Source organism: Methylobacterium sp. CCH7-A2 (assembly GCF_001557075.1).
GTDB lineage: Bacteria > Pseudomonadota > Alphaproteobacteria > Rhizobiales > Beijerinckiaceae > Allobosea > Allobosea massiliensis.
In genome coordinates this window covers 15,267-37,357 of the sequence record NZ_LSKN01000069.1, presented here as the reverse complement: position 1 = coordinate 37,357, position 22,091 = coordinate 15,267, and the positions used below count along the sequence as shown (strand labels likewise).

Annotated in this window: 17 protein-coding genes; 13 read left to right on the top strand and 4 right to left on the bottom strand. The window is 70.2% G+C overall.

Annotation, left to right across the window (positions count from 1 at the left end; all coding sequences use genetic code 11):
* Window positions 1-2: 2 nt before the first annotated feature.
* Genes AX750_RS04905 through AX750_RS04890 form a run of 4 tightly spaced genes read left to right on the top strand, consistent with a single transcriptional unit; the run spans window position 3 to window position 4,195 of the window.
* Window positions 3-1,247, top strand: coding sequence for a MotB family protein (locus AX750_RS04905; RefSeq protein WP_066724057.1), 1,245 nt, complete (start codon window positions 3-5; stop codon window positions 1,245-1,247).
* Window positions 1,244-2,452 (top strand): hypothetical protein, encoded by a 1,209-nt coding sequence (locus AX750_RS04900; protein WP_066724058.1) that lies wholly within the window; start codon window positions 1,244-1,246, stop codon window positions 2,450-2,452. The genes AX750_RS04905 and AX750_RS04900 overlap by 4 nt, the downstream gene beginning before the upstream one ends.
* On the top strand, window positions 2,449-3,666 hold the full coding sequence (locus AX750_RS04895) for a flagellar hook-length control protein FliK (protein ID WP_066724060.1): 1,218 nt from the start codon (window positions 2,449-2,451) through the stop codon (window positions 3,664-3,666). Before AX750_RS04900 ends, AX750_RS04895 begins: the two co-directional genes overlap by 4 nt.
* Window positions 3,614-4,195, top strand: a complete 582-nt coding sequence (locus AX750_RS04890) for a transglycosylase SLT domain-containing protein (RefSeq protein ID WP_066724063.1) — start codon at window positions 3,614-3,616, stop codon at window positions 4,193-4,195. The genes AX750_RS04895 and AX750_RS04890 overlap by 53 nt, the downstream gene beginning before the upstream one ends.
* A 10-nt stretch (window positions 4,196-4,205) precedes the next feature.
* On the opposite strand, the gene AX750_RS04885 is transcribed toward AX750_RS04890, so the two are convergent.
* The 3 genes from AX750_RS04885 to AX750_RS04875 are packed head-to-tail and all read right to left on the bottom strand — an operon-like array spanning window position 4,206 to window position 9,151.
* Window positions 4,206-5,318, bottom strand: coding sequence for an ABC transporter permease (locus tag AX750_RS04885; protein ID WP_066724066.1), 1,113 nt, complete (start codon window positions 5,316-5,318; stop codon window positions 4,206-4,208).
* 3 nt (window positions 5,319-5,321) lie between these two features.
* Window positions 5,322-8,084 (bottom strand): ribosome-associated ATPase/putative transporter RbbA, encoded by a 2,763-nt coding sequence (gene rbbA, locus AX750_RS04880; RefSeq protein ID WP_066724069.1) that lies wholly within the window; start codon window positions 8,082-8,084, stop codon window positions 5,322-5,324.
* Window positions 8,081-9,151, bottom strand: a complete 1,071-nt coding sequence (locus AX750_RS04875) for an HlyD family efflux transporter periplasmic adaptor subunit (RefSeq protein ID WP_066724072.1) — start codon at window positions 9,149-9,151, stop codon at window positions 8,081-8,083. The genes rbbA and AX750_RS04875 overlap by 4 nt, the downstream gene beginning before the upstream one ends.
* A gap of 279 nt (window positions 9,152-9,430) precedes the next feature.
* On the opposite strand from AX750_RS04875, the gene AX750_RS04870 reads away from it, so the two are divergent.
* The 3 genes from AX750_RS04870 to AX750_RS04860 are packed head-to-tail and all read left to right on the top strand — an operon-like array spanning window position 9,431 to window position 13,822.
* Window positions 9,431-11,209, top strand: a complete 1,779-nt coding sequence (locus AX750_RS04870) for an alpha/beta fold hydrolase (RefSeq protein WP_066724074.1) — start codon at window positions 9,431-9,433, stop codon at window positions 11,207-11,209.
* A gap of 7 nt (window positions 11,210-11,216) precedes the next feature.
* Window positions 11,217-12,632, top strand: a complete 1,416-nt coding sequence (locus tag AX750_RS04865) for a bifunctional enoyl-CoA hydratase/phosphate acetyltransferase (RefSeq protein WP_156446628.1) — start codon at window positions 11,217-11,219, stop codon at window positions 12,630-12,632.
* Window positions 12,632-13,822 (top strand): acetate/propionate family kinase, encoded by a 1,191-nt coding sequence (locus tag AX750_RS04860; protein ID WP_066724080.1) that lies wholly within the window; start codon window positions 12,632-12,634, stop codon window positions 13,820-13,822. Before AX750_RS04865 ends, AX750_RS04860 begins: the two co-directional genes overlap by 1 nt.
* Before the next feature lie 6 nt (window positions 13,823-13,828).
* Here AX750_RS04860 and AX750_RS04855 read toward each other — a convergent pair whose 3' ends face one another.
* Entirely contained in the window at window positions 13,829-15,178 is a 1,350-nt protein-coding gene (locus AX750_RS04855) for an aspartate aminotransferase family protein (RefSeq protein WP_066724082.1), read from the bottom strand.
* A gap of 136 nt (window positions 15,179-15,314) precedes the next feature.
* Between AX750_RS04855 and AX750_RS04850 the strand changes: the two genes are divergently transcribed.
* The 6 genes from AX750_RS04850 to fdxA all read left to right on the top strand — a co-directional run bounded on the left by AX750_RS04850 (window position 15,315) and on the right by fdxA (window position 21,893).
* Window positions 15,315-15,866 (top strand): cupin domain-containing protein, encoded by a 552-nt coding sequence (locus AX750_RS04850; RefSeq protein WP_066724085.1) that lies wholly within the window; start codon window positions 15,315-15,317, stop codon window positions 15,864-15,866.
* A gap of 95 nt (window positions 15,867-15,961) precedes the next feature.
* On the top strand, window positions 15,962-16,381 hold the full coding sequence (locus AX750_RS04845) for a helix-turn-helix domain-containing protein (RefSeq protein WP_066724119.1): 420 nt from the start codon (window positions 15,962-15,964) through the stop codon (window positions 16,379-16,381).
* A gap of 143 nt (window positions 16,382-16,524) precedes the next feature.
* The gene (locus tag AX750_RS04840; protein WP_082735388.1) at window positions 16,525-17,412 is read left to right on the top strand and encodes an alpha/beta hydrolase; all 888 of its coding nucleotides are present in this window, start codon (window positions 16,525-16,527) and stop codon (window positions 17,410-17,412) included.
* Between the two features lie 306 nt (window positions 17,413-17,718).
* Window positions 17,719-21,048 (top strand): helicase-related protein, encoded by a 3,330-nt coding sequence (locus AX750_RS04835; RefSeq protein ID WP_066724088.1) that lies wholly within the window; start codon window positions 17,719-17,721, stop codon window positions 21,046-21,048.
* Window positions 21,049-21,076: 28 nt separating this feature from the next.
* A complete protein-coding gene (locus AX750_RS04830; RefSeq protein WP_066724090.1) occupies window positions 21,077-21,388 on the top strand; it encodes an RNA-binding S4 domain-containing protein in 312 nt (103 codons plus the stop codon).
* Window positions 21,389-21,557: 169 nt separating this feature from the next.
* Window positions 21,558-21,893, top strand: a complete 336-nt coding sequence (gene fdxA, locus AX750_RS04825; protein ID WP_066724093.1) for a ferredoxin FdxA — start codon at window positions 21,558-21,560, stop codon at window positions 21,891-21,893.
* The last annotated feature ends 198 nt before the right edge of the window (window positions 21,894-22,091 follow it).

Genomic DNA, 22,091 nt, shown 5'->3' with positions numbered 1-22,091 from the left:
CCATGGACACCGACCGCCAGGATTTCATCATCCTCCGCCGCAGCGCCGGCCGCCCGACGGATCAGATCAAGACCGGCGTCTGGAAGATCGCCCATGCCGACTTCATGACGGCGATGATGGCGCTCTTCCTCGTGCTCTGGCTGGTCAACTCGACCAATCGCGAGACGCGCCAGACGGTCGCCCAGTATTTCAACCCGATCAAGCTTTCCGACACGACCTCGGACCGCAAGGGCGTGCGCAACCCGCAGGACGCCGAGCCCGGCGAGGTCGACAGCACCAGCCGCCATGACGGCGACGAGGTCGGCGCCGCCAAGACCGGCTCCGACCGGCGGCCGAGCGCGACGCTGAAGGATCCACGCCAGGGCAAGGCCGCCTTCGAGGATCCCTATGCCGTTCTCGCCGAGGTCGCCGCCGCCAAGCCCGAACCCGGTTCCGACCGGGCCTCGACGCTGACGCTCGGGGCTACCGGCAAGCCGGGGATGAATGGCGGCGAGGCAATGCGCGACCCCTTCGACCCGAACTTCTGGCGCCAGACGCCCCAGACCGACAGGCCCGAGCGACAGCAGGCCTTCGCGGGAGACGCCGCCCCGGCGCCAGCGGCCGCGAGCGAGTCCGCCCCGAAGCCGCAGCCCTCGGGCGAAGCCATGACAACTGTCGCCGCGAACCCGCCCGTCGCCGACCCACCTTCGGGGGTGGCGGTGGCAACCCCGGCCGTGTCTCCCGCGATGTCGCCGCGCCCGGGGCTCGCGGCCACTGCCACGACCACCACCGCCATGGCGTCGCGCGCCGACGAGGCGATGGCCTCGGCCATTGCCTCGGCCATCGCCAGGGGCGGGCCCCAGCGGGCCGACCAGCCGCAGGTCGATGTCCGCAAGACCGACGAGGGCGTGCTGATCAGCCTGACCGACAACGCCAATTTCGGCATGTTCGGCATCGGCTCGGCCGAGCCGCATCCGCAGACTGTGGCCGCGATGCAGCGCGTCGCCGCCGTGCTGAAGGAGCGCGAGGGCGCCATCGTCATCCGCGGCCATACCGATGCGCGGCCCTTCCGCGATGGCCGCAGCGACAACTGGCGGCTCTCGACCTCGCGCGCCCATACGGCCCAGGACCTGCTGGTTCAGGGCGGCATCAGCCAGTCCCGGATCGAGCATATCGAGGGCCATGCCAGCCGCCGGCCGCGCGCCAGTGACCCCAACGCCGCCGAGAACCGCCGCATCGAGATCCTGATCCGGGAGAAGCGCGCATGAGGCGCCTGTTCCTGCTGGCCGTCGCGCTCGCGCTGGCGACACCGGCCCTGGCGGCTCAGGAGTCCGCGCCGGCGCCGGCCCCGCCCTATCAGCTCGTGCGCACCCTGCAGTCGCTGCAGAACGAGGCGGCCGCCGGCAACCGGGCCGCCCACGCCGCCCAGACCAAGCTGCTGCGCGATCTCGAACAGGCGATGGCGGCGCAGCCTGCCGCGGTCTGGGACGATCCCCGCAACACCCGCGCCGCCGTGCAATATGTGCTGAGCGGCGGCCAGCCCGGTCCCCTGGCCGAGCTGGTCAGGCGCGGCGAGCCGGTTGGGCTGCCCAAGGGCCTGGCCGAGGGCGCGCTCGCCTATGTCATGGGCGATGGCGCCCGGGCGAAGGCGCTGCTGATGCCGCTCGACCCCGCCGGCCTGCATGAATCGCTGGCCGGCCATCTCGCCCTCGTCCAGGCCACGCTGATCCTGCGCGACGACCAGAAGCGGGCGCTGCAGCTGCTCGACCAGGCGAGGCTGGCCTCGCCCGGCTCGCTGGTCGAGGAGGGCGCGCTGCGCCGGGCCGTCTTCATCGCCGCCGAGATCAACGATCTCGACCGGCTGGAGAAGGGCACCGCCCAGTACATGCGGCGCTTCGACCGCTCGGTCTATGCCGAGCATTTCCGCCAGAGCTTCGCCACCGGGCTGGTGCGCTTCGACATCGGCCGCGACCCGGCCAAGTTTCCCAAGCTGGTGGCGACGTTGCGCGCCTTCGACCGCGAGCAGCAGCGCGCCGTGCTCCTGATCATCGCCCGCGACGCACTGGTGCGCGGGCGCTTCGAGCAGGCGCGCCTCGCCGCCGAGGAGGTGGCGCGGATTCCCGGCGCCGATCAGGCCACCGTCACGCGCGCCTCCTTCTACCGCGCCGCCTCGCGCATCGGCCTCGACCGGAGCGGCGGCAGTCTCGACACGCTGAAATCCATCGACGCCAAACGGCTGCCGCCGGACGAGCAGGACATCCTGCGCACCGCCCTGCGCGTCGCCGCCGAGATCGTCGATGCGCCCCCCGGCGGCGCCCAGACTCCCGCCCCGGCCGTCACCGCCGAACCCGCCGGTCTCGACCCACGGATGAAGCGCCTGCTGTCGGGGGCCGAGCGCAGCCTCGCCGAGGCGCAGAAGCTGCTCGCCGACCCCGTCTTCACCCCCGTCCGCTCCGGAGAAGCCCGGCCATGAGCCAGGTCGAGACACCCGTTCTGCCATCCCCCCGCGGCGCCGAGGCTGCGAAGAACCCCAAGACACGCCTGACGGCCGGCGGGCGCGAGGAGCGTGGCCAGGCCTTCCGCTCCCTGCTGCAGACGCTCGACAAGGGCGCCGGCAAGGGCGTTGCCGAGAAGCCCACGGAGCCGGGCCGCGCGGAGCCCGGGGACAAGGCCGAGGCCTTCCCCGCCGAGCGCCTCGCCGATCTCCTGGCCACCGCCCCGACGGAACCGACCATCCCCACCGACGGCGCGGCCGATGCGGCGCGGCTCCTGCTCGGCGCAGCCCAGCCCCCCGCCCCGGAGACGCGGCCCGAACCACGTCGCGAAACCGGCCCGCGCCGCGACGGATTCGCCGCGCTGAACGGCGTTCTCGCCCGGGCCGCCACCGGCGCGGCCGATGCCCTGGAACCGGCCCCGCGGCCCGCGACGGCAGAGGCAGGTATCGCGCTGCCGACGGAGGAAGTCGCCCTGCCCGATCTGCCGGACGCGACGGGCTTGCTCGATCCGAAGCCGGCCGCCGCCGAGGTCACAGCGAAGGACGCAGGCCCGGACAAGCCCTTCACCATCGCCGTTATCCGGCAGGAGACGCATCTGCCGCCGGTCATGCGCCTCTCGCCGCTGCAGCAGGTCGCCGAGCCGATCCGGCAGGCGGCCTCCGAGCTTTCGGCGTCGCGCGCGGAGGAGGTTCCAGATCTCGGGACGGCGAAGCCCGGCGGCATCGCCGAGCCGACGAAGATCCTGCACATCCAGCTCAGCCCGGTCGAACTCGGCAGCATCGTCGTCAAGCTGCGCATCTCGCAGGGCGGCATGGAGGTACGACTGGAGGCCAGCCGCGCCGAGACCGCGCAATTGCTCGCGAATGACCGCGAGGCCCTGCGCGAGATCGTGCGGGCGAGCGGCCATGCGCTCGATCAGGTCTCGGTCGAGACCGTCCATGTCGAATCGGCCGGCGCCGATCCACGCCCGGGCCAGGACGCGCCCCGCGACGGCACGCGCGAGGAGGGGGCCGGCCGCAACGGCCGCGGCTTCGACCCCTCGCGCCAGCAGGACAGGCAGAACGACCGGCAAAATGACCGGCCATCACCGCAACGACAGGACGCCCGCAACGAGGCCCTCATCAGCACGGAGGACACCCATGATCGCCGCGAAAGCCATCGCCCTGGCCGCGACCCTCTTCGCTATCTCTAGCCTGTTCACGCCGGCCGCCGCCCAGACGGTCTGCGAGGAGCATATGATCCGCGTCTCGAAGGCCTATGACATCCCCGTCGGCGTGCTCTATTCGGTCGGCCTGACCGAAAGCGGCAGGCGCAATTCGCTGCAGCCCTATGCGCTCAACATCCATGGCCGCGCCTTCTTCGGCGCGAGCAAGGAGGAGGCGCTGGCCGAATTCCAGGCCTCGCGGGCCCGCGGCAAGAAGCTGATCGACATCGGCTGCATGCAGATCAACCATCATTACCATCGCGACCAGTTCCCCAGCCTCGACGCGATGTTCGACCCGGCGCTGAACGTCGAATACTCGGCCAAGTTCCTGAAGCGGCTGAAGGCCCGCCATACGAGCTGGACCATGGCGGTGGCGCGCTATCACGCCGGGCCGCACAACAACCCGGCCCAGCATCGCTATGTCTGCACCGTCATCCGCAACATGGTCGCCACCGGCTTCGGCCAGTGGACCGACAATGCGCGCTCCTTCTGCGGGGCCAAATACGCCCGCTCCTGAGGCGCCGCCCTCAGCGCAGGAAACGCCGGAAGCGCCGCAGCGACACGGCAAAGAGCGCCGCGCCGATGCCGATCAGGGCGAGCAGCTGCGGCCAGACCACGTCGAGCCCCGCCCCGCGGAACAGCACCGCCTGGGCGAGGATGACGAAATGGGTGTTGGGCGCCGCCAGCATGATCGTCTGCACGATCTCGGGCATGCTCTCGCGCGGGGTCATGCCGCCCGAGAGCATCTGCAGCGGCAAGAGCACCATCATCAGCAACAGCCCGAACTGCGGCATCGAGCCGGCGATGCTCGCCAGGAAGATGCCGAGCGAGGTGGTGGCGAAGAGCAGCAGCGCCGCGCCCAGCAGGAAGAGCGGGATGCTGCCCTCGATCGGCACGCCCAGCATCCCCTGGACCACGACGATCAGCGACAGCGCCGAGGCGGCGAGCACGACCAGCCCCATCGACCAGACCTTGCTCGTCATGATCTCGAAGGGCGTCACCGGCATCGCCAGCAGGTGTTCGATCGTGCCGTGCTCGCGCTCGCGGATCAGCGCCGCGCCGGTCAGCACGATGGACAGCATGGTGATGCTCAAAACCACGTTCATCACCGCGCCGAACCAGCCCTTGTTGAGCTCCGGATTGAAGCGCAGGCGCTGGACGAGCTCGACCGGCGAGGCCGCCGTCCCGCGGGCCCGCTGACTGAACTCGGTGATCTCCGCCCCGACGATGCTCTGGATGTAGACATTGCCGCTGAAGGCCTGGGTCATCCGCGTCGCGTCGACATTGAGCTGGATCGCAGGCTTGCGTCCGGCGAGCAGGTCGCGCTGGAAATTGGGGGGAATGTCGAGCGCGAAGGTGTCGAGCCCGGCATCCATGCGCCGGTCCATCTCGGTGGCGGTGATCACCCGCGGCGGCGTGAAATAGGGCGGATAGAACGCCGTGACGATGCGCGAGGAGAGCGGCGAGCGGTCCTCGTCGACGATCGCGATGGCGGCGCGGTTGAGCGTCTCCGGCACCGCCTTGGTCTGGCTGTAGATCGCCAGCGTGAAGCTGTAGACGATCAGCACCAGCAGGGTCGTGTCGCGCAGCAGACCGCGGATTTCCTTGATCCCGAGATGCAGGATGTTCGCCGGCCGCATCGCTCACCGCGCCTGTTTCTTGAGGAGGAACGTGGCCAGCCCGAGCAGCACCGGCACGGCGATCAGCAGGGGAACGAAGCTGCCCCCGAGATCGCCGAAGCCCAGCCCCTTGGAGAAAGTGCCGCGCGAGATCGTCATGAAATGCGCGGTCGGATAGATCCGTCCGACCAGCGCGCCCACCCCCTGCAGCGAGGAGACCGGGTCGGTCATGCCGGAAAACTGCGTCGCCGGCAGCAGGGTCAGGATCGTCGTGCCGAAGATCGCCGCGATCTGGCTGGTCATGAAGCTGGAGATCAGCAGCCCCATCGCCGTAGCCGCCACCACATAGACGAAGGCAGCAGTGGCGAAGGCGAGGAGATCGCCCGTGAAGGGCACGCGGAAGACGAAGACGGCGAAGAGCGTCAGCAGCAGCGCATTGGCGAGCGCGAGCGCGATATAGGGCAGCTGCTTGCCGAGCAGGAATTCGAACCGCGTCACCGGGGTGACATAGAGGTTGATGATCGAGCCCAGCTCCTTCTCCCTGACGACGCTGAGCGCCGAAAGCATCGCCGGGATCATCAGCAGAAGCAGTGGGATCACCGCCGGCACCATCGCGACGAGGCTCTCGATATTGGGGTTGTAGCGATAGCGCGTCTCGATGCGGAACGAGGCGCTGGCCGCGTCCTCGCCGAGAAGCAGGCGCATCTTCTGCGTCAGCCAGGCACTGTGCAGGCCCTGGACATAGCCCTGCACGGTCTCGGCCCGCTGCGGCATCGCCCCGTCGATCCAGGCCGCGACCGCGACGGGACGTCCGCGCGCGAGATCTCGCCCGAAGCCGGGCGGAATCTCGATGGCGAGCGCCAGTTCGCCGCGGCGCATCCGCCGGTCGAGATCGGCATAATCGCTGATCGGCGCGGTCTCGACGAAGTAGCGCGATCCGGCCATCCCCAGCGCGTAATCGCCGCTGGCGAGCGTCCGGTCGTGATCGAGCACGGCGAAGGACAGCTTCTCGACGTCGAAATTGATGCCGTAGCCGATGACGAACATCAAAAGCAGGCTGCCGACCAGCGCCAGCGTGGCGCGGATCGGGTCACGCCTGAGCTCCAGCGCCTCGCGCCGCGAGTAGCTGAGCATCCGGCGCGGATCGAACAGGCGGCGCTCCGCATGGGGAGCGGCCACCGCCACGGCGGTAGGCTGCGGAGCCACCGGCGCGGGTTGCGGCGGCGCCCCTGCCTCCCCGATCGCCTCCTCCAGATAGCCGATGAAGGCGTCCTCCAGCGTGGCGCTGCCGCGCTGCGCGACGATCGCCGCCGGCGTGTCGCTGACCAGCACCTTGCCGGCATGCATCAGCGAGATGCGGTCGCAGCGCTGCGCCTCGTTCATGAAATGGGTCGAGATGAAGATGGTGACGCCGTCGCGCCGCGACAGATCGGCCAGGATCTGCCAGAGCCCGTCGCGGGCGACCGGATCGACGCCAGAGGTCGGTTCGTCGAGGATCAGGATTTCCGGCGCATGGATCAGCGCCACCGCCAGCGACAGGCGCTGGCGCAGGCCGAGCGGCAGCGCGTCCGGCAGCGCATCCATCACGGAAGCGAGGTCGAACCGCTCCACCATCTCGGCCACGCGGGCCGGAATGCTCTCCGGCGGCAGCCGGAACAGGCAGGCGTGCAGGTCGAGATTCTGCGCCACCGTCAGCTCGGAATAGAGCGAGAAGGCCTGCGACATGTAGCCGACGCGCTGGCGCACGCGCATGTCGCGCGGGTCGACCTCCGCACCGAACAGCCGGGCCCGGCCCTCGCTCGCGGCCAGCAGCCCGGTCAGCATCTTCATCGTCGTCGACTTGCCGCAGCCGTTCGAGCCGAGGAAGCCGAAGATCTCGCCGCGCGGGATCCGGAAGCTGACCCGGTCGACCGCGACGAAATCGTCGAAGCGCATCGTCAGATCCTCGGCCTCGATCGCGATCTCGGCATGGGTCTCCGCGTCGCGCGGCGCAATGACGACGGCATGGTGGAGCTTGCGCTTCTCCTCCGGCAGCAGCGCGATGAAGGCCTCGTCGAGCGTAACAGCGCCGGTCTGCGCCAGGAGGTCTGCCGGCGCACCCGTGGCGAGGACGCGTCCTGCATCCATCGCCACCAGCCAGTCGAACCGTGCCGCCTCTTCCATATAGGCGGTGGCGACGACGACACTCATGCCGGGTCGCCCGGCGCGGATCGTGTCGATCAGCTCCCAGAACTGGCGCCGCGACAGCGGATCGACGCCGGTGGTCGGCTCGTCCAGGATCAGCAGATCGGGATCGTGAATCAGCGCGCAGCACAGGCCGAGCTTCTGCTTCATCCCGCCCGAAAGCTTGCCCGCCGGCCGGCCGGCGAAGGGCGCGAGCCCCGTGCTCGCCAGCAGCTCGGCGATGCGCCGTTCGCGCTCGGCCCGGCCCTGCCCGAACAATCGCCCGAAAAACTCGACGTTCTCGAACACCGACAGCGTCGGATACAGGTTCTTGCCGAGGCCCTGCGGCATATAGGCGATGCGCGGGCAGGCCGCGCGCCGATGCGCCGCATTCGCCATGTCGCCGCCGAGGACCGTGACCGAACCCGTCTGGATCATGCGCGCGCCGGCCACCAGGGACAGCAGGCTCGATTTGCCGACGCCGTCGGGACCGATCAGCCCGACCATGCAGCCCGATGGAAGATCGACGGTCACGCTCTCGAGCGCCCGGGTCTGGCCGTAGCTCAGGCCGACGCCGGCGAGGCTGACGACCGGCGCCCCGGCCGCGGCCGGAAGCGCGCTCATTGAACCAGGCCGGTCTGGAGGCGCTGCGGCCAGGCCGCTTGCGGATCGAGCTGGACATAGGCCACGCCCGGCAGCCCGGTCTTCACCTGCTGGATATGCTTGCGCAGCAGCTCGGGCGGGATCCGCGCCTTGATGCGGAACATCAGCTTCTCGCGCTCCTGCGTCGTCTCCACCGTCTTCGGCGTGAACTGGGCGACATCGGCGACGAAGGAGATCGAGGCCGGGATGACGAGCCTCGGCGCCGCGTCGAGCACGATCCGCGCCGGGGCGCCGATCGCGACGCGGCCCGCCTGCCCGGTCGGCAGGAAGAAAGTCATGAACACGTCCTGCAGATCGACGAGATTGAGCACGCGCCCGCCTGCCGCCACCACCTCACCCGGCTGGGCGACGCGATACTGGACGCGCCCGTCGCGCGGGGCCTTCAGCGCGCTGTCGTCGATATCGGCATCGAAGCGCCGCACCGTCGCCTGCGCGGCCGCCACCGCGGCCTGCGCCCCGACGACCTGCGATACCGCCGAGCTGATGGCAGCGTCACTGGCAGCGAGCTGCGCCTTGGCGGCGCCGACGGCGGCCGTGGCGCCCTGGGCCCGGGCCCGGTCGTCGTCGAGCACCTGGTCGGAGACATTGCCGCGCTCGGAGAGCTGTTCCGACCGGCCGAGCTTGCGGCGGGCGGCATCGAGCTCGGCCTCGCGCTGGGCGACGACGGCGGTCGCCGCAGTTTTCTCGGCCTGCCGCTGCACGACAAGGCTCTTGGCCGTATCGACCGCGATCACCGCCCGCTCATACTGCGCCTGCGCCTCGGCGCGTTGGGCCTCCAGCGTCTCGGTGTCCATCCGCGCGACGATCTGGCCGGCCGTGACGAAGTCGCCCTCATTGGCCAGCATCTCCTTGATCCGGCCGGAGACGCGCGCGGCGACGTCGATCTCCACCGCCTCGATACGGCCATTGCCGCTGGCAAGCCCCTCCGGCAGGTCCCCGGCACGCAGACGCTGCCAGGCGAGATAGCCGATTCCGGCTGCGAGGAGGGCGACGACCGGCAGCAGCCAGCCGGCTTTCGGGAGTTTCATCGGATCGGCCTTCCGCGGACGGGACGACGGGCAAACCGCATCCGCGGCGCAGCGGCACCACGGAGGGTCGGAGAAAGACTTGCGCGGGGACGGCTTCGCCCGTCTCGTCCCCGCGACTGCAGGGTCCGACGGGCGCCGCCCGTCAGCATTGATCGAGGTCAACACGCGCGGCTGGCGGCGCAGCTAGCGTGGCGACAACCTGCGACGATGCCTGTGGCGGTGAAGCCGATCGGCCGGTCGGTCCGGTGCACTCAGATGGTCGAGGTTGAAGGATTGCCGATGACCGTCCCTGATGCGCTCCTGCCCTCGCCCACCGGGACGCAGGCCGATGCGCTCGGGCTGGAGGCCTTCGCCGCGATCGACCGGATGCGCGAGGCGCTCAGCGCCCAGTTCAGCGGCGGCCTTTCCCCGGCGGCACTGGCGCTGGCTTGCCTCGACTGGTCGACCCATCTCGCGGCCGCGCCGGGAAAGCGCGCGGAACTGGTCTGGAAGGCGGCCCGCAAGGCGACGAAGCTGGCCGGCCATCTCGCCGCCTGCGGCCTCGGAGCCGGGGATGGCGCCTGCATCGAGCCCCTGCCGGGGGACGAGCGCTTCGCCGGTGAAGCCTGGCGGCACTGGCCCTACAATCTGTGGGCACAGTCCTTCCTGCTGACGCAGCAATGGTGGCACAACGCCACCCGCGAGGTGCCGGGGGTGACCCCGCATCACGAGGAGGTCGTCGCCTTCGTCGCGCGCCAGCTGCTCGACATGATGTCGCCCGCCAACACGCCCTTCACCAATCCGCAGGTGGCGGCCCGCACGCTCGAAACCGGGGGCGCCAATCTCCTCGCCGGCTTCCGCAACGCGCTCGAGGACGCAGGCCGCGAGGCCTCGGGCCAGGGGCCGGTCGGCAGCGAGGCCTTCGTCGTCGGGCGCGACGTCGCGGCGACGCCAGGCAAGGTCGTCTTCCGCAACCATCTGATCGAGCTGATCCAGTATGCGCCCGCGACGGAGACGGTGCAGGCCGAACCGGTCCTGATCGTGCCGGCCTGGATCATGAAATACTACATCCTCGATCTCTCGCCGCGGAACTCGCTGATCCGCCATCTCGTCGCGCAGGGGCACACGGTCTTCTGCATCTCCTGGCGCAATCCGACGGCGGCCGACCGCGATCTCGGCCTCGACGACTACCGCTGCCTGGGCGTGATGGCCGCGCTGGACGGGATCGCCACGATCCTGCCGGGCCGGGCGATCCATGCCGCGGGCTACTGCCTCGGCGGCACGCTCCTGACCATCGCCGCCGCCGCCATGGCGCGGGCCGGCGACCGGCGCCTCGCCTCGCTGACCCTGCTGGCCGCGCAGACGGACTTCACCGAGCCCGGCGAGCTCGCCCTCTTCATCGACCACAGCCAGGTCCGCCTGCTCGAAAGCATGATGTGGAACCGCGGCTATCTCGCCTCGGACCAGATGGCCGGCGCCTTCCAGATGCTGCGCTCGAACGACCTCGTCTGGTCACGGCTGGTCCACGACTATCTCATGGGCGAGCGCACGCCGATGAACGACCTGATGGCCTGGAACGCCGACGCCACCCGCATGCCCTACCGGATGCATGCCGAATATCTGCGCCGGCTCTATCTCGACAACGAGCTCGCGACCGGCCGCCTGCTCGTCGACGGCCACCCCGTCGCCCTGCAGAACCTGCGCCTGCCGCTCTTCGCCGTCGGCACCGAGCGCGACCATGTCGCGCCCTGGCGCTCGGTCTACAAGATCCACGCCCTCGCCGACACCGACGTCACCTTCGTCCTGACCAGCGGCGGCCACAATGCCGGCATCGTCAGCGAGCCCGGCCACCCGCACCGGCACTATCGCATCGCGACGCGCCGTCACGATGATGTCCGGATCAGCCCCGATGAATGGCTCGAGCAGGCGAGGTCCTGCGAGGGCTCCTGGTGGGAAAGCTGGGTCGCCTGGCTCGGCGAGCGCTCGACCGGTCGCGTCGCGCCGCCTGCGATGGGTGCCACAGAGGCGGGCCTCGCGCCCGTCGCGGACGCGCCCGGAACCTATGTGCTGCAACGCTGAGGACGCCATGGACCAGATCATCCTCAGGAACCGCACCTTCGACGAACTGGCCGTCGGTGAGAGCGCCTCGCTCCAGCGCAGTGTCGGACGCGACGACATCGACCTCTTTGCCGCCGTCTCGGGCGACCTCAACCCGGCGCATCTCGATGCCGGCTTCGCCGCGGGCGAACGCTTCGGCCATATCGTCGCCCACGGACTATGGACCGGGGGCCTGATCTCGGCCCTGCTCGGCACCCGCCTGCCCGGCCCGGGCACCATCTATCTCGGTCAGGACCTGCAGTTCCGCCATCCGGTGGCGCCGGGCGACACCATCACCGCCACCGTCCGGGTCCGCGAGAAGCGCGCCGACAAGCGCATCGTCGTCCTCGATACCACCTGCACCAACCAGGACGGGGCACAGGTGCTGGCCGGCACCGCCACCGTGATCGCGCCGCAGGCCAGCGTCGCCTGGCCGAGCCCGCATCTGCCCGAGGTCGCGCTGCGTCGGCACGACCGCTATGACGCCTTCGTGCGCGACGCCCGTGCCCTGCCCTGGCTGCGCGTCGCGGTGATCCATCCCTGCTCGCCGGAGGCGATCATCGCCGCCGTCGAGATCCGCGACGAGGGCCTGCTGGCGCCGATCCTGGTCGGGCCGGAGGCGAAGATCCGGGCCGCCGCCGAGGCCGCCCGCGTCTCGCTCGACGGCATGCCGATCGAGGCCGTCGAGCACAGCCATGCCGCCGCCGCGCGCGGTGTCGAACTCGCCATGGCCGGCAAAGTCTCGATCCTGATGAAGGGCAGCCTGCACACCGACGAACTGCTCGGCGCGGTCGTCGCGGCCGGTTCGGGCCTGCGCACCGAGCGCCGCGTCAGCCATGTCTATGCGATGAGCGTGCCGGCCTATCCCAAGCCGCTGATCGTCACGGACGCCGCGATCAACATCCTGCCGACGCTCGAGCAGAAGCGCGACATCTGCCAGAACGCCATCGACCTGCTGCACACGCTCGGGATCGCGGAGCCGCTGGTGGCGGTCCTCGCCGCGGTCGAGACCGTGAATGCGCGGATGCCCGCGACGCTCGACGCCGCGGCGCTGACGGTGATGGCCGCCCGCGGCCAGATCACCGGCGCCCGCGTCGACGGGCCGCTCGCCTTCGACAATGCGATCAGCCCCGAGGCCGCCCGCACCAAGGGCATCATCTCGCCCGTCGCCGGCCAGGCCGACATCCTGCTGGTGCCCGATCTCGAGGCCGGCAACATGCTGGCCAAGCAGCTGATCTATTTCGCCGGCGCCGACGCGGCCGGCCTGGTGCTCGGCGCGCGCGTGCCGATCGTCCTGACCAGCCGCTCGGATTCGCTCAAGACCCGCATCGCCTCGGCCGCGCTCGCCAAGCTCGTCGCCTCGCGGCGCGGGCCCGGCATTCCCGCCAAGGGAGCCGGTGCGTGATGGGGAGTGACGACGGCCGCATCCTGCTGACCTTCAATGCCGGCTCCTCCACGGTGAAGCTCGGCCTGTTCGCGCTCGGGCCGCAGGGCCCGCGGCGCATCGGCAAGGGCATGATCGACTTCCGCCGCGCGCCGCTGCGCTTCGAGCTGACGGAGGGACCCGACCGTTTCGACATCGCCCTGGAATCCGGGCCAGGAGAGGAACTGGACGACGTGCTGAGCGAAGCGCTGCGCCGGCTCTCCTGGCATGTCGATCTCGACGCCGTCGCGGGCATCGGCCACCGCATCGTCCATGGTGGCGACGGTTTCGCCGGTCCCGTCCGCATCGACGAAGCGGTCGTGACCGCGCTCGAAGCCCTGACGCCGCTGGCGCCGCTGCATCAGCCGCAGGGCCTGCGGCTGGTCCGGGCCGTCGCACGCCTGCGGCCCGGCCTGCCGCAGACCGCCTCCTTCGACACCGCCTTCCACCGCAGCCAGGCCGACCTCGTCCGCCGTTTCGCGATTCCCCGTGCGCTGCACGACCAGGGCATCAAGCGCTACGGCTTCCACGGCCTGTCCTACGCCTTCGTCGCCGCCGAACTCGCCCGCCGGCGCCCCGATCTCGCCGAGGCAAAGGTCGTCGTCGCCCATCTCGGCAGCGGCGCCAGCCTCTGCGCGCTGGAAGGCGGCCTCAGCCGCGACACCAGCATGGGCTTCTCGGCGCTGGACGGCATCCCGATGGCGACACGCTGCGGAGCGATCGACGCGGGCGTGCTGCTGCATCTGCTCGGGCCGAGGGGCCAGAGCGTCGCTGAGGTCGAGGACCTGCTCTATCGCCGCTCCGGCCTGCTCGGGGTCTCCGGGATCAGCGCCGACAGCCGCGAACTGCTCGACAGCGAAGCGCCGGAAGCCGCGGAAGCGCTCGATCTCTTCACCTTCCGGATCGCCGGCGAGGTCGCACGGCTGGCGACGACGCTCGGCGGGCTCGATGCGCTGGTCTTCACCGCCGGCATCGGCGAGCACCAGCCGCGCATCCGCGCCGCGATCGCCCGCCGCCTCGCCTGGCTGGGGCTCACGCTGGACGAGAGCGCCAACGCCGGCAACGCCGCGACGATCTCGGCGCCGGGCAGCCGCGTCGAAGCCTTCGTCATCGCCACCGACGAGGAGCAGATCATCGCCGAGGAGGCCTGCGCGCTCCTCGGCGCCGCCTGAACCGGCTCAGGCCAGCCGCTCCAGCGCACCGCGCAGCAGCGAGACCATCTCCTCGATCTGGGAGGGCTCGCAGATCAGCGGCGGCGACAGCGCGATAACGTCTCCGGTGACGCGGATCAGCAGCCCCTTCTCGAAGCAGTCCACGAAGGCCTCATAGGCGCGCGCGCCGACGGCGCCGGGCCGCGAGGCCAGTTCGATGCCCGCGACGAGGCCGATGGTTCGGATGTCGATGACATGCGGCACGCCGCGCAGCGCATGCAGCGCCTCCTCCCAGAGCGGCGCAAGAGCCTGCACCCGCGTCAGCAGCCCCTCGCCGGCATAGATGTCGAGCGTGGCGAGGCCCGCCGCGCAGGCCACCGGATGCCCGGAATAGGTGTAGCCGTGGAACAGCTCGATCGTGGCTTCGGGCCCGTTCATCAGCGCGTCATGGACCTTGCGCGCGGCGAAGACGGCGCCCATCGGGATCGTGCCGTTGGTGATGCCCTTCGCGGTCGTCATCAGGTCCGGCATCACGCCGAAATATTCACTGGCGAAGGGGGTGCCGAGTCGGCCGAAGCCGGTGATGACCTCGTCGAAGATCAGCAGGATGCCGTGGCGCGTCGCGATCTCGCGCAGCCGCTCGAGATAGCCCTTGGGCGGCACCAGAACGCCGGTCGAACCCGCCATCGGCTCGACGATCACCGCCGCGATCGTCTCCGCCCCGTGCAGCGCGACCAGCCGCTCGAGATCGTCGGCGAGTTCGGCGCCATGGTCGGGCTGGCCCTTGCTGAAGGCGTTGCGCTCCAGATCATGCGTATGACGCAGATGGTCGGCGCCCGGCAGCAGCGGGAAGACGCGGCGGTTGTTGACCAGCCCGCCCACCGTGATGCCGCCGAAGCCGACGCCGTGATAGCCGCGCTCGCGACCGATCAGCCGCGTCCGCGTGCCCTGGCCGATGGCGCGCTGATAGGCGATCGCGATCTTCAGCGCGGTGTCGACCGATTCCGAGCCCGAGCCGGTGAAGAAGATCCGGTCGAGCTTGCCGGCGCCCTCGCCCGGCGCGATCGCCGCCAGCCGCTCGGCGAAATCGAAGGCGATCGGATGGCCCATCTGGAAGGACGGCGCATAGTCGAGCGTCGCGAGCTGGCGCTCGACGGCTTGCGTGATCGGCTGGCGGCCATGGCCGGCATTGACGCACCAGAGGCCGGCCGTGCCGTCGATGACCTTGCGCCCGTCCTCGGTGGCGTAGTGCATCCCCTGCGCCGAGGCGAGCAGGCGCGGCGCCGCCTTGAACTGCCGGTTGGCGGTGAAGGGCATCCAGTAGCTGTCGAGCGAACGGGCGTTCTGCAGGGCCTGCGGTGGCGTGGCGATGGTCATGGGTGATCTCCTCTTCCGGCAGGGAGCACCGTTTGACCAATCCGAACAAGTCTGTTTCGGATTTCCAGCAAGCGCTTGTTTTTGCTGAAAACAAAGTGAGAATGGTGCGGATATCGACCAGGGAGACCACGCCCCCGTGAGCGACACCGACATCGGCGCGCGGCTGCGCTATCTGCGCACCCGCCACGGGCTATCGCAGCGGGCGCTGGCGAAGCGTGCCGGCGTGACCCATTCCACCGTCTCGCTGATCGAATCCAACGGTGTGAACCCCTCCGTCGGCGCGCTGAAGCGCATCCTCGACGGCATCCCGATCGGCCTCTCCGAATTCTTCGCGCTGGAGCCGGACCGCCCGCGACAGGCCTTCTACCGCGCCGACGAACTGGTCGAGATCGGCAAAGGCGGCATCTCCTACCGCCAGATCGGCGAGAACCTCTTCGGCCGCGCCCTGCAGATCCTGAAGGAGCGCTACGAGCCCGGCACCGACACCGGCCGCGTGCCGCTCTCGCATGATGGCGAGGAGGGCGGCATCGTGCTCTCCGGCCGGCTAGAGGTCTCAGTCGACGACGAGCGGCGCATCCTCGGCCCCGGCGACGCCTATTACTTCGAGAGCCGCCGGCCGCACCGCTTCCGCTGTGTCGGCCCGGTCGCCTGCGAGGTCGTCAGCGCCTGCACGCCGCCCTCGTTCTGATCGAGGTTCTTGACCACCACCCGTCACGCGCCCACCTTGAGCTTCAGTGACTAGAGCTTTGGAGTGAGCCGATGCCGACCGCAACTGTCGAGCGCGTGATGCCGATCGGGGCGCTGGCCGAGCGCACCGGGGTCAAGGTCGAGACCATCCGCTATTACGAGCAGGTCGGCCTGCTGCCGCCGCCCGAACGCTCGGGGGGCAACCAGCGGCGCTATGGCCGGCGCCATGTCGAGCGCCTCGCCTTCATCAAGCATGCCCGCGACCTCGGCTTCGCGGTCGAGGCGATCCGCGCTTTGCTCAGGCTCTCCGACAATCCAGCCATGGCCTGCGACGAGGCCCATGCCATCGCGGTGGCCCATCGCGACGAGGTCCGCCGCAAGATCGCGCGGCTGCGCTCGCTTGAGGCCGAGCTGGAGCGCATCGCCGCGACCTGCTCCGGCGGCGTCGCTGCCTGCGACTGTGCCGTCATCGAGGCACTGGCCGACCATGGCCGCTGCAGCCACGCCGCGCATTGACGCTGCGGCTCTCGCCCTCACCGGGCAAGAGCTCCCAACGTCGCCTGTGGAGAAGCGCAATCCCGGGCTGCAACAACCCGCGCGGGCATTGCGGCCAAAGCCCGTCGAACGCTAGCCTCGCCTCAATTCTGTCGGGAGCCACTATGTCCAGCGACTTCGCCACGCCGCCCGGCCTGAGGCATCGCCAGATCGCGGTCCGTGACACGACGCTGCATGTTGCCGAGGTCGGTTCCGGGCCGCCGGTGCTGCTGCTGCATGGCTGGCCGGAGTTCTGGGCGACCTGGCTGCCCCTGATGAACCGGCTCCATGGCGGCTTCCGGCTGATCGCGCCGGATCTGCGCGGATTCGGCGACAGCGCCAAGGCGGCCGCCCCCCGCAGCGATGTCGGCGCCAACAGTCATGCCGACGACATGGCGTCGCTCGTCGTCGCGCTCGGCCTCGACTCGGTGGGCGTGGTCGGTCACGACGTCGGCGCCTATGCGGCCCAGGCGATGGCCCGGCGCCATCCTCAGCTCGTCGAGCGGCTGCTCTTCTTCAACTGCCCGACCCAGAGCATCGCCGGGCGCTGGGTCCATGACGGCCATGTCAACGAGGTCTGGTACCAGTCCTTTCAGCAACTGCCGCTGGCGGAGGCGCTGATCGGGCTCAGCCGGCAGTCCTGCGCGCTCTACTTCTCCCATTTCCTGACGCATTGGTGCCATCGCAAGGATGCCTTCGATCCGGCGCTGGAACTCTGGATCGATAATTTCATGAAGCCTGGCAATCTGCGCGGCGGCTTCGACTGGTATCGCAGCCAGAATGCCGCGCGGCTGGCGGCGATCGACGGACATCCGACGCCCTCGGTGCGCATCCACCAGCCGACGCGGGTGCATTGGGGCCGCCATGACCCCGTGCTGAAGTCGGAATGGGCCGCCTATGTGCCCGAACATTTCGACGACGCAGAGATCACCTTCTGCGAGAGCGCCGGTCATTTCGTCCATGTCGAGGCGCCCGACGAGGCGGCAGAGATCTTTGCCGATCTCTTCGGCTGAGCGCCGCCTGCTCTTCAGACCCTCGTTTCCCGACGAACCATGCCTAGATAGGCTCTGCGGCGGATGACGGGCGTCCGGTGCGCGACCATCGGAGGACAGGCGATGCCGAGACAGCGATCCCGACCCGGAAGGCGCAACGCGGCCCGACTTGCAGGCTGCGAGAACAAACCCCGATTCCCACCGCGTCAGCGATTCGGGCCCGCTTCGTTCGGGACTCGTTCCGCCTCCTAGTTCCTGCTGGCACCATGCCGCAGCGGCCCGCTTGAGGGACGCCCGGCCCGGCACTCACCACGATCGGCGTCGGCCTTGCTCCCTCCACGCTCCCTGCCGCCTTCGGCCCGCTCCAACGGCGTCACCGCCGTCCTCGGGCCGACCAATACCGGCAAGACCCATCTCGCCATCGAGCGGATGGTCGCCCATCCGACGGGCATGATCGGCCTGCCGCTGCGCCTGCTGGCCCGCGAAGTCTATCAGCGCGTCGTCGAGAAGGCCGGTGTCGAGGCGGTGGCGCTCGTCACAGGCGAGGAGAAGATCAAGCCTGCGCGCCCGCGCTTCTGGGTCTGCACCGTCGAGGCGATGCCGCGCGATCTCGCGGTCGATTTCGTCGCCATCGACGAGATTCAGCTCGCCGCCGATCTCGACCGCGGCCATGTCTTCACCGACCGGCTCTTGAACCGCCGCGGCCGCGCCGAGACCATGCTGATCGGCGCCGGGACGATGAAGCCGGTGATCGAGCAGCTCATCCCCGGCGTCAACGTGGTGACGCGTCCGCGGCTCTCGCAGCTGATGTTCGCCGGCGACCGCAAGATCACAAGGCTGCCGCCGCGCTCGGCCATCGTCGCCTTCTCGGTCGAGGAGGTCTATGCCATCGCCGAGCTGATCCGCCGGCAGAAGGGCGGCGCGGCGGTGGTGCTCGGCGCGCTCAGCCCGCGCACCCGCAACGCGCAGGTCGAGATCTACCAGTCGGGCGACGTCGACTATCTCGTCGCCACCGACGCGATCGGCATGGGGCTCAACCTCGATGTCGACCACATCGCCTTCGCCGCCGACAAGAAATATGACGGCCACCACTTTCGGAAGCTGCACCCCGCCGAGTTCGGCCAGATCGCCGGCCGGGCCGGGCGCCATCTGCGGGACGGCACCTTCGGCACCTCGGGTCGCTGCCCGGCTTTCGAGGCCGATCTCGTCGAGGCGATCGAGAATCATCGCTTCGAGCCGATGCGGCAGCTGCAATGGCGCAACACGGATCTCGACTTCCGCTCGGTCGCCCAGCTTCTCGACAGCCTGAACCTTCAGCCGGGCGAGGCCGGGCTGACGCGCGCTCTGATCGCCGAGGACATGAACACGCTGGAGATCCTCGCGCGCGATCCCGACATCAAGGCGCTGGCGCAAGGCAGGCCGGCGGTCGAGAGGCTCTGGGAAGTCTGCGGGCTGCCCGATTATCGCAAGATCGCACCGCAGCAGCATGCCGACCTCGCGACCACCCTCTATCTGCGCCTGATGCGCCATGGCCGACTCGATATCGACTGGTATCGCACCCAGCTGGCGGCTCTCGACCGCACCGATGGCGAGATCGACACGCTCTCCGCACGCATCGCCCAGGTCCGCACCTGGACCTTCGTCGCGAACCGCCCCGACTGGTTGCCCGATCCTGAGCATTGGCAGGGGGTGGCGCGTCTTGTAGAGGACAAGCTCTCGGACGCTCTGCACGAGCGTCTGGCCAGCCGATTTGTCGACCGGCGCACCAGCGTGCTGCTGCGCCGTTTGCGGGAGAATGCGATGTTGGAGGCTGAGGTCACCACGACGGGCGACGTGCTCGTCGAGGGCCAGCACGTCGGAATGCTGCAGGGCTTCCGCTTTACGGCGGACCCGAAGGCCGGCGGGCCGGAGGCGAAGGCCTTGAACCTGGCCGCCCTGAAGGCGCTGGCGAGCGAGATCGAGGCACGCGCCGCGCGCGTCGTCCTCGCCGCGGACGACGCCTTTGTGCTCTCGCATGACGGGCTGCTGCGCTGGGTCGGCGAGCCGGTCGCCCGTCTCGTCGCCGGCGAGAAGGCGATCGAGCCGCGGCTGCGCCTGCTCGTCGAGGAACATCTCACGGGTCCGGCCCGCGAGCAGGTCGAGGCGCGGCTGCAGCTCTGGCTGAAGAACCACATCACCCGCCTGCTCGGCGCGCTGCCGCTGCTGGAGGAGGCCTCGACCCTCACCGGCATCGCCCGCGGCATCGCCTATCAGGCGGCCGAGGCGCTCGGCGTGCTCGAGCGCGCCAAGGTCGGCGAGGAGATGAAGGCGCTCGACCAGGAGGGGCGCGCCGCGCTGCGCCAGCTCGGCATCCGCTTCGGCGCCTTCCACCTCTATCTCCCGGCCCTGCTCAAGCCTGCGCCCCGCGCGCTGGCCGCCCAGCTCTGGGCGCTCAAGCATGGCGGCCCCGAATTGTCGGGGCTGGACGACATCGCCCATCTCGCCGCCTCGGGCCGGACCTCCTTCCCGGTCGACAAGGCGGTGCCGAAGGGGCTCTACCGCGCCGCCGGCTACCGCGTCTGCGGTGAGCGGGCCGTGCGCGTCGACATTCTGGAGCGCCTGGCGGACCTGATCCGTCCTGCCATCGCCTACCGCCCCGGCGTCACGCAGGGCACCCCGCCTGCGGGCTCGGCCGATCAGGACGGCTTCGTCGTCACCGGCGCGATGACCTCCCTCGTCGGCTGCGCGGGCGAGGATTTCGCCTCGATCCTGCGCTCGCTCGGCTATGTCTCGGTCAAGCGGCCGGGTCCCGCCATCACCGTGCCGCTCGCCGCGGCCCCCGTGAAGCCCGCGGCTGCCGAGACCGTGGCCGAAGCGCCCGTCGAAGCCGGTGAGGCTGTCGCCTCCGGCGAGACGGTCGAGGCGCAGGCCCCTGCGACAGCCACCGACCTGGACCAGGCGGCGGCGGACGTCGTCGCCTCGGACGCGCCGGCTGCCGAGACGCCCGACGCCCCGATCCTGACGGCGCAGGAGCTGGAGCCGGCCCCAGAGCCCGTGCCGGCCGATCTGCTCTCGGCCCTGCCCGCGACGGCGGCGGAACCGGTCGCCGAGCCTGCCGCAGAGGCGCCCGCCGCCGCCCCGGCGGCTCCGGCCGAACCCGAGATGATCGAGGTCTGGCGCCCGCACCGCCACCAGGGCGGCCGGCGCCCCGAGCCCGCGCGCGGTGCCCGCGAGGGCGCCCCCGGCGAGCGCCAGCCCGGCGGACGCCGCGGCGACCGGCCCAACCGCGGCCCGCGCCCCGGCGGTCCGCGCCGCGAGGGCGAGGCACCCGTCCCCGCCCAGGCCGCCTCCGGCGATGCCGCAGCCGCGACGCCCCGTCCGGAGCGTGAGCCGCGTCGCGACGACCGGCGGCAGGATCGGCGCGACGACCGGCGCGGACAGCGGCCTGACGGCCCGCGCCCGGAGGGTGGCGGCCGGCCGGAGCAAGGCCGTGGCCCTCGGCCCGATTTCAAGCGCGACGGACGCCCCGGTGGCGGCGGCCAGCGCCGCGACGACCGCGGCGGCGAGCGCTTCCAGCAGCCGCCGCGCCCGCGGCCGGCCGATCGCGAGCCCGATCCGGATTCGCCCTTCGCCAAGCTGGCGGCTCTCAAGGCCCAGATGGAAGGCCGCAAGGGCTGACGCAATGCCGGGCCGCCCCTGAGACGCGATGCGCGAGGACCGCCAAAGGCTCGACAAATGGCTCTGGTTCGCGCGCTTCGCCCGGACGCGCCCCGCCGCGGTGCGTCTCGTCGAGGAGGGCCATGTCCGCCTCGACGGTCGCCGGATCCTCAACCCGGCCCAGGGGCTGAAGCTCGGCGACGTCCTCACCCTGGCCTTGCCGCACGCTACCGCCGTGGTGCGGGTTATCGGCCTTGGCGAGCGGCGCGAGGCGTATGAAAGGGCAAAACTGCTTTATGAACGCCTCGACGAGGGCGGGCGCGGCGATCCGCCTCTTGCCGAGGACGAGGGCGGCAGCTAAAACGAAATTCATTTGTACACAAACGATCCCCGCGGAAGCTCGGCGGGGTGCGCCGTGGCGGGACGGGACAAAAGAGAGGGTCCTGCTCTCGGGACGACCCAAACGGTCTTGAACCGGACGGGTTTGAGCGCTTTATGGGCGGCGCTGGGAGACGGGAAGGACCTGCGACATGACCTATGTGGTCACCGAGAATTGCATCAAGTGCAAGTACATGGACTGCGTCGAGGTTTGCCCGGTCGACTGCTTCTATGAAGGCGAGAACATGCTCGTCATCCATCCCGACGAGTGCATCGATTGCGGCGTCTGCGAGCCGGAATGCCCGGCCGAGGCGATCAAGCCGGACACCGAGCCCGGCCTCGAGAGCTGGCTGCAACTGAACGCGAAATACGCGGCGAGCTGGCCCAACATCACCCAGAAGAAAGACGCCCCGCCCGACGCCAAGGCCTTCGACGGCGTCGCCGGCAAGCTCGAGCAGTTCTCGCCGAATCCCGGCGAGGGCGACTGACGCGGACCGCGCTCCGGACCTCGACCGCGGCGTTAACCACAGAGCCGCTGTTCGGGCGGGGCTTGCGCCGAGCTTGCGTTTACCTTTGATTCGGCGTGTTTTTTATGCTACATCATAGCACCAGTCGCATTCGTTCCGCATGCCCCTGCGAGGTTTTTCACAAACGGGGCGCCCCCAGCCAGAGATGATGAGAGCCGC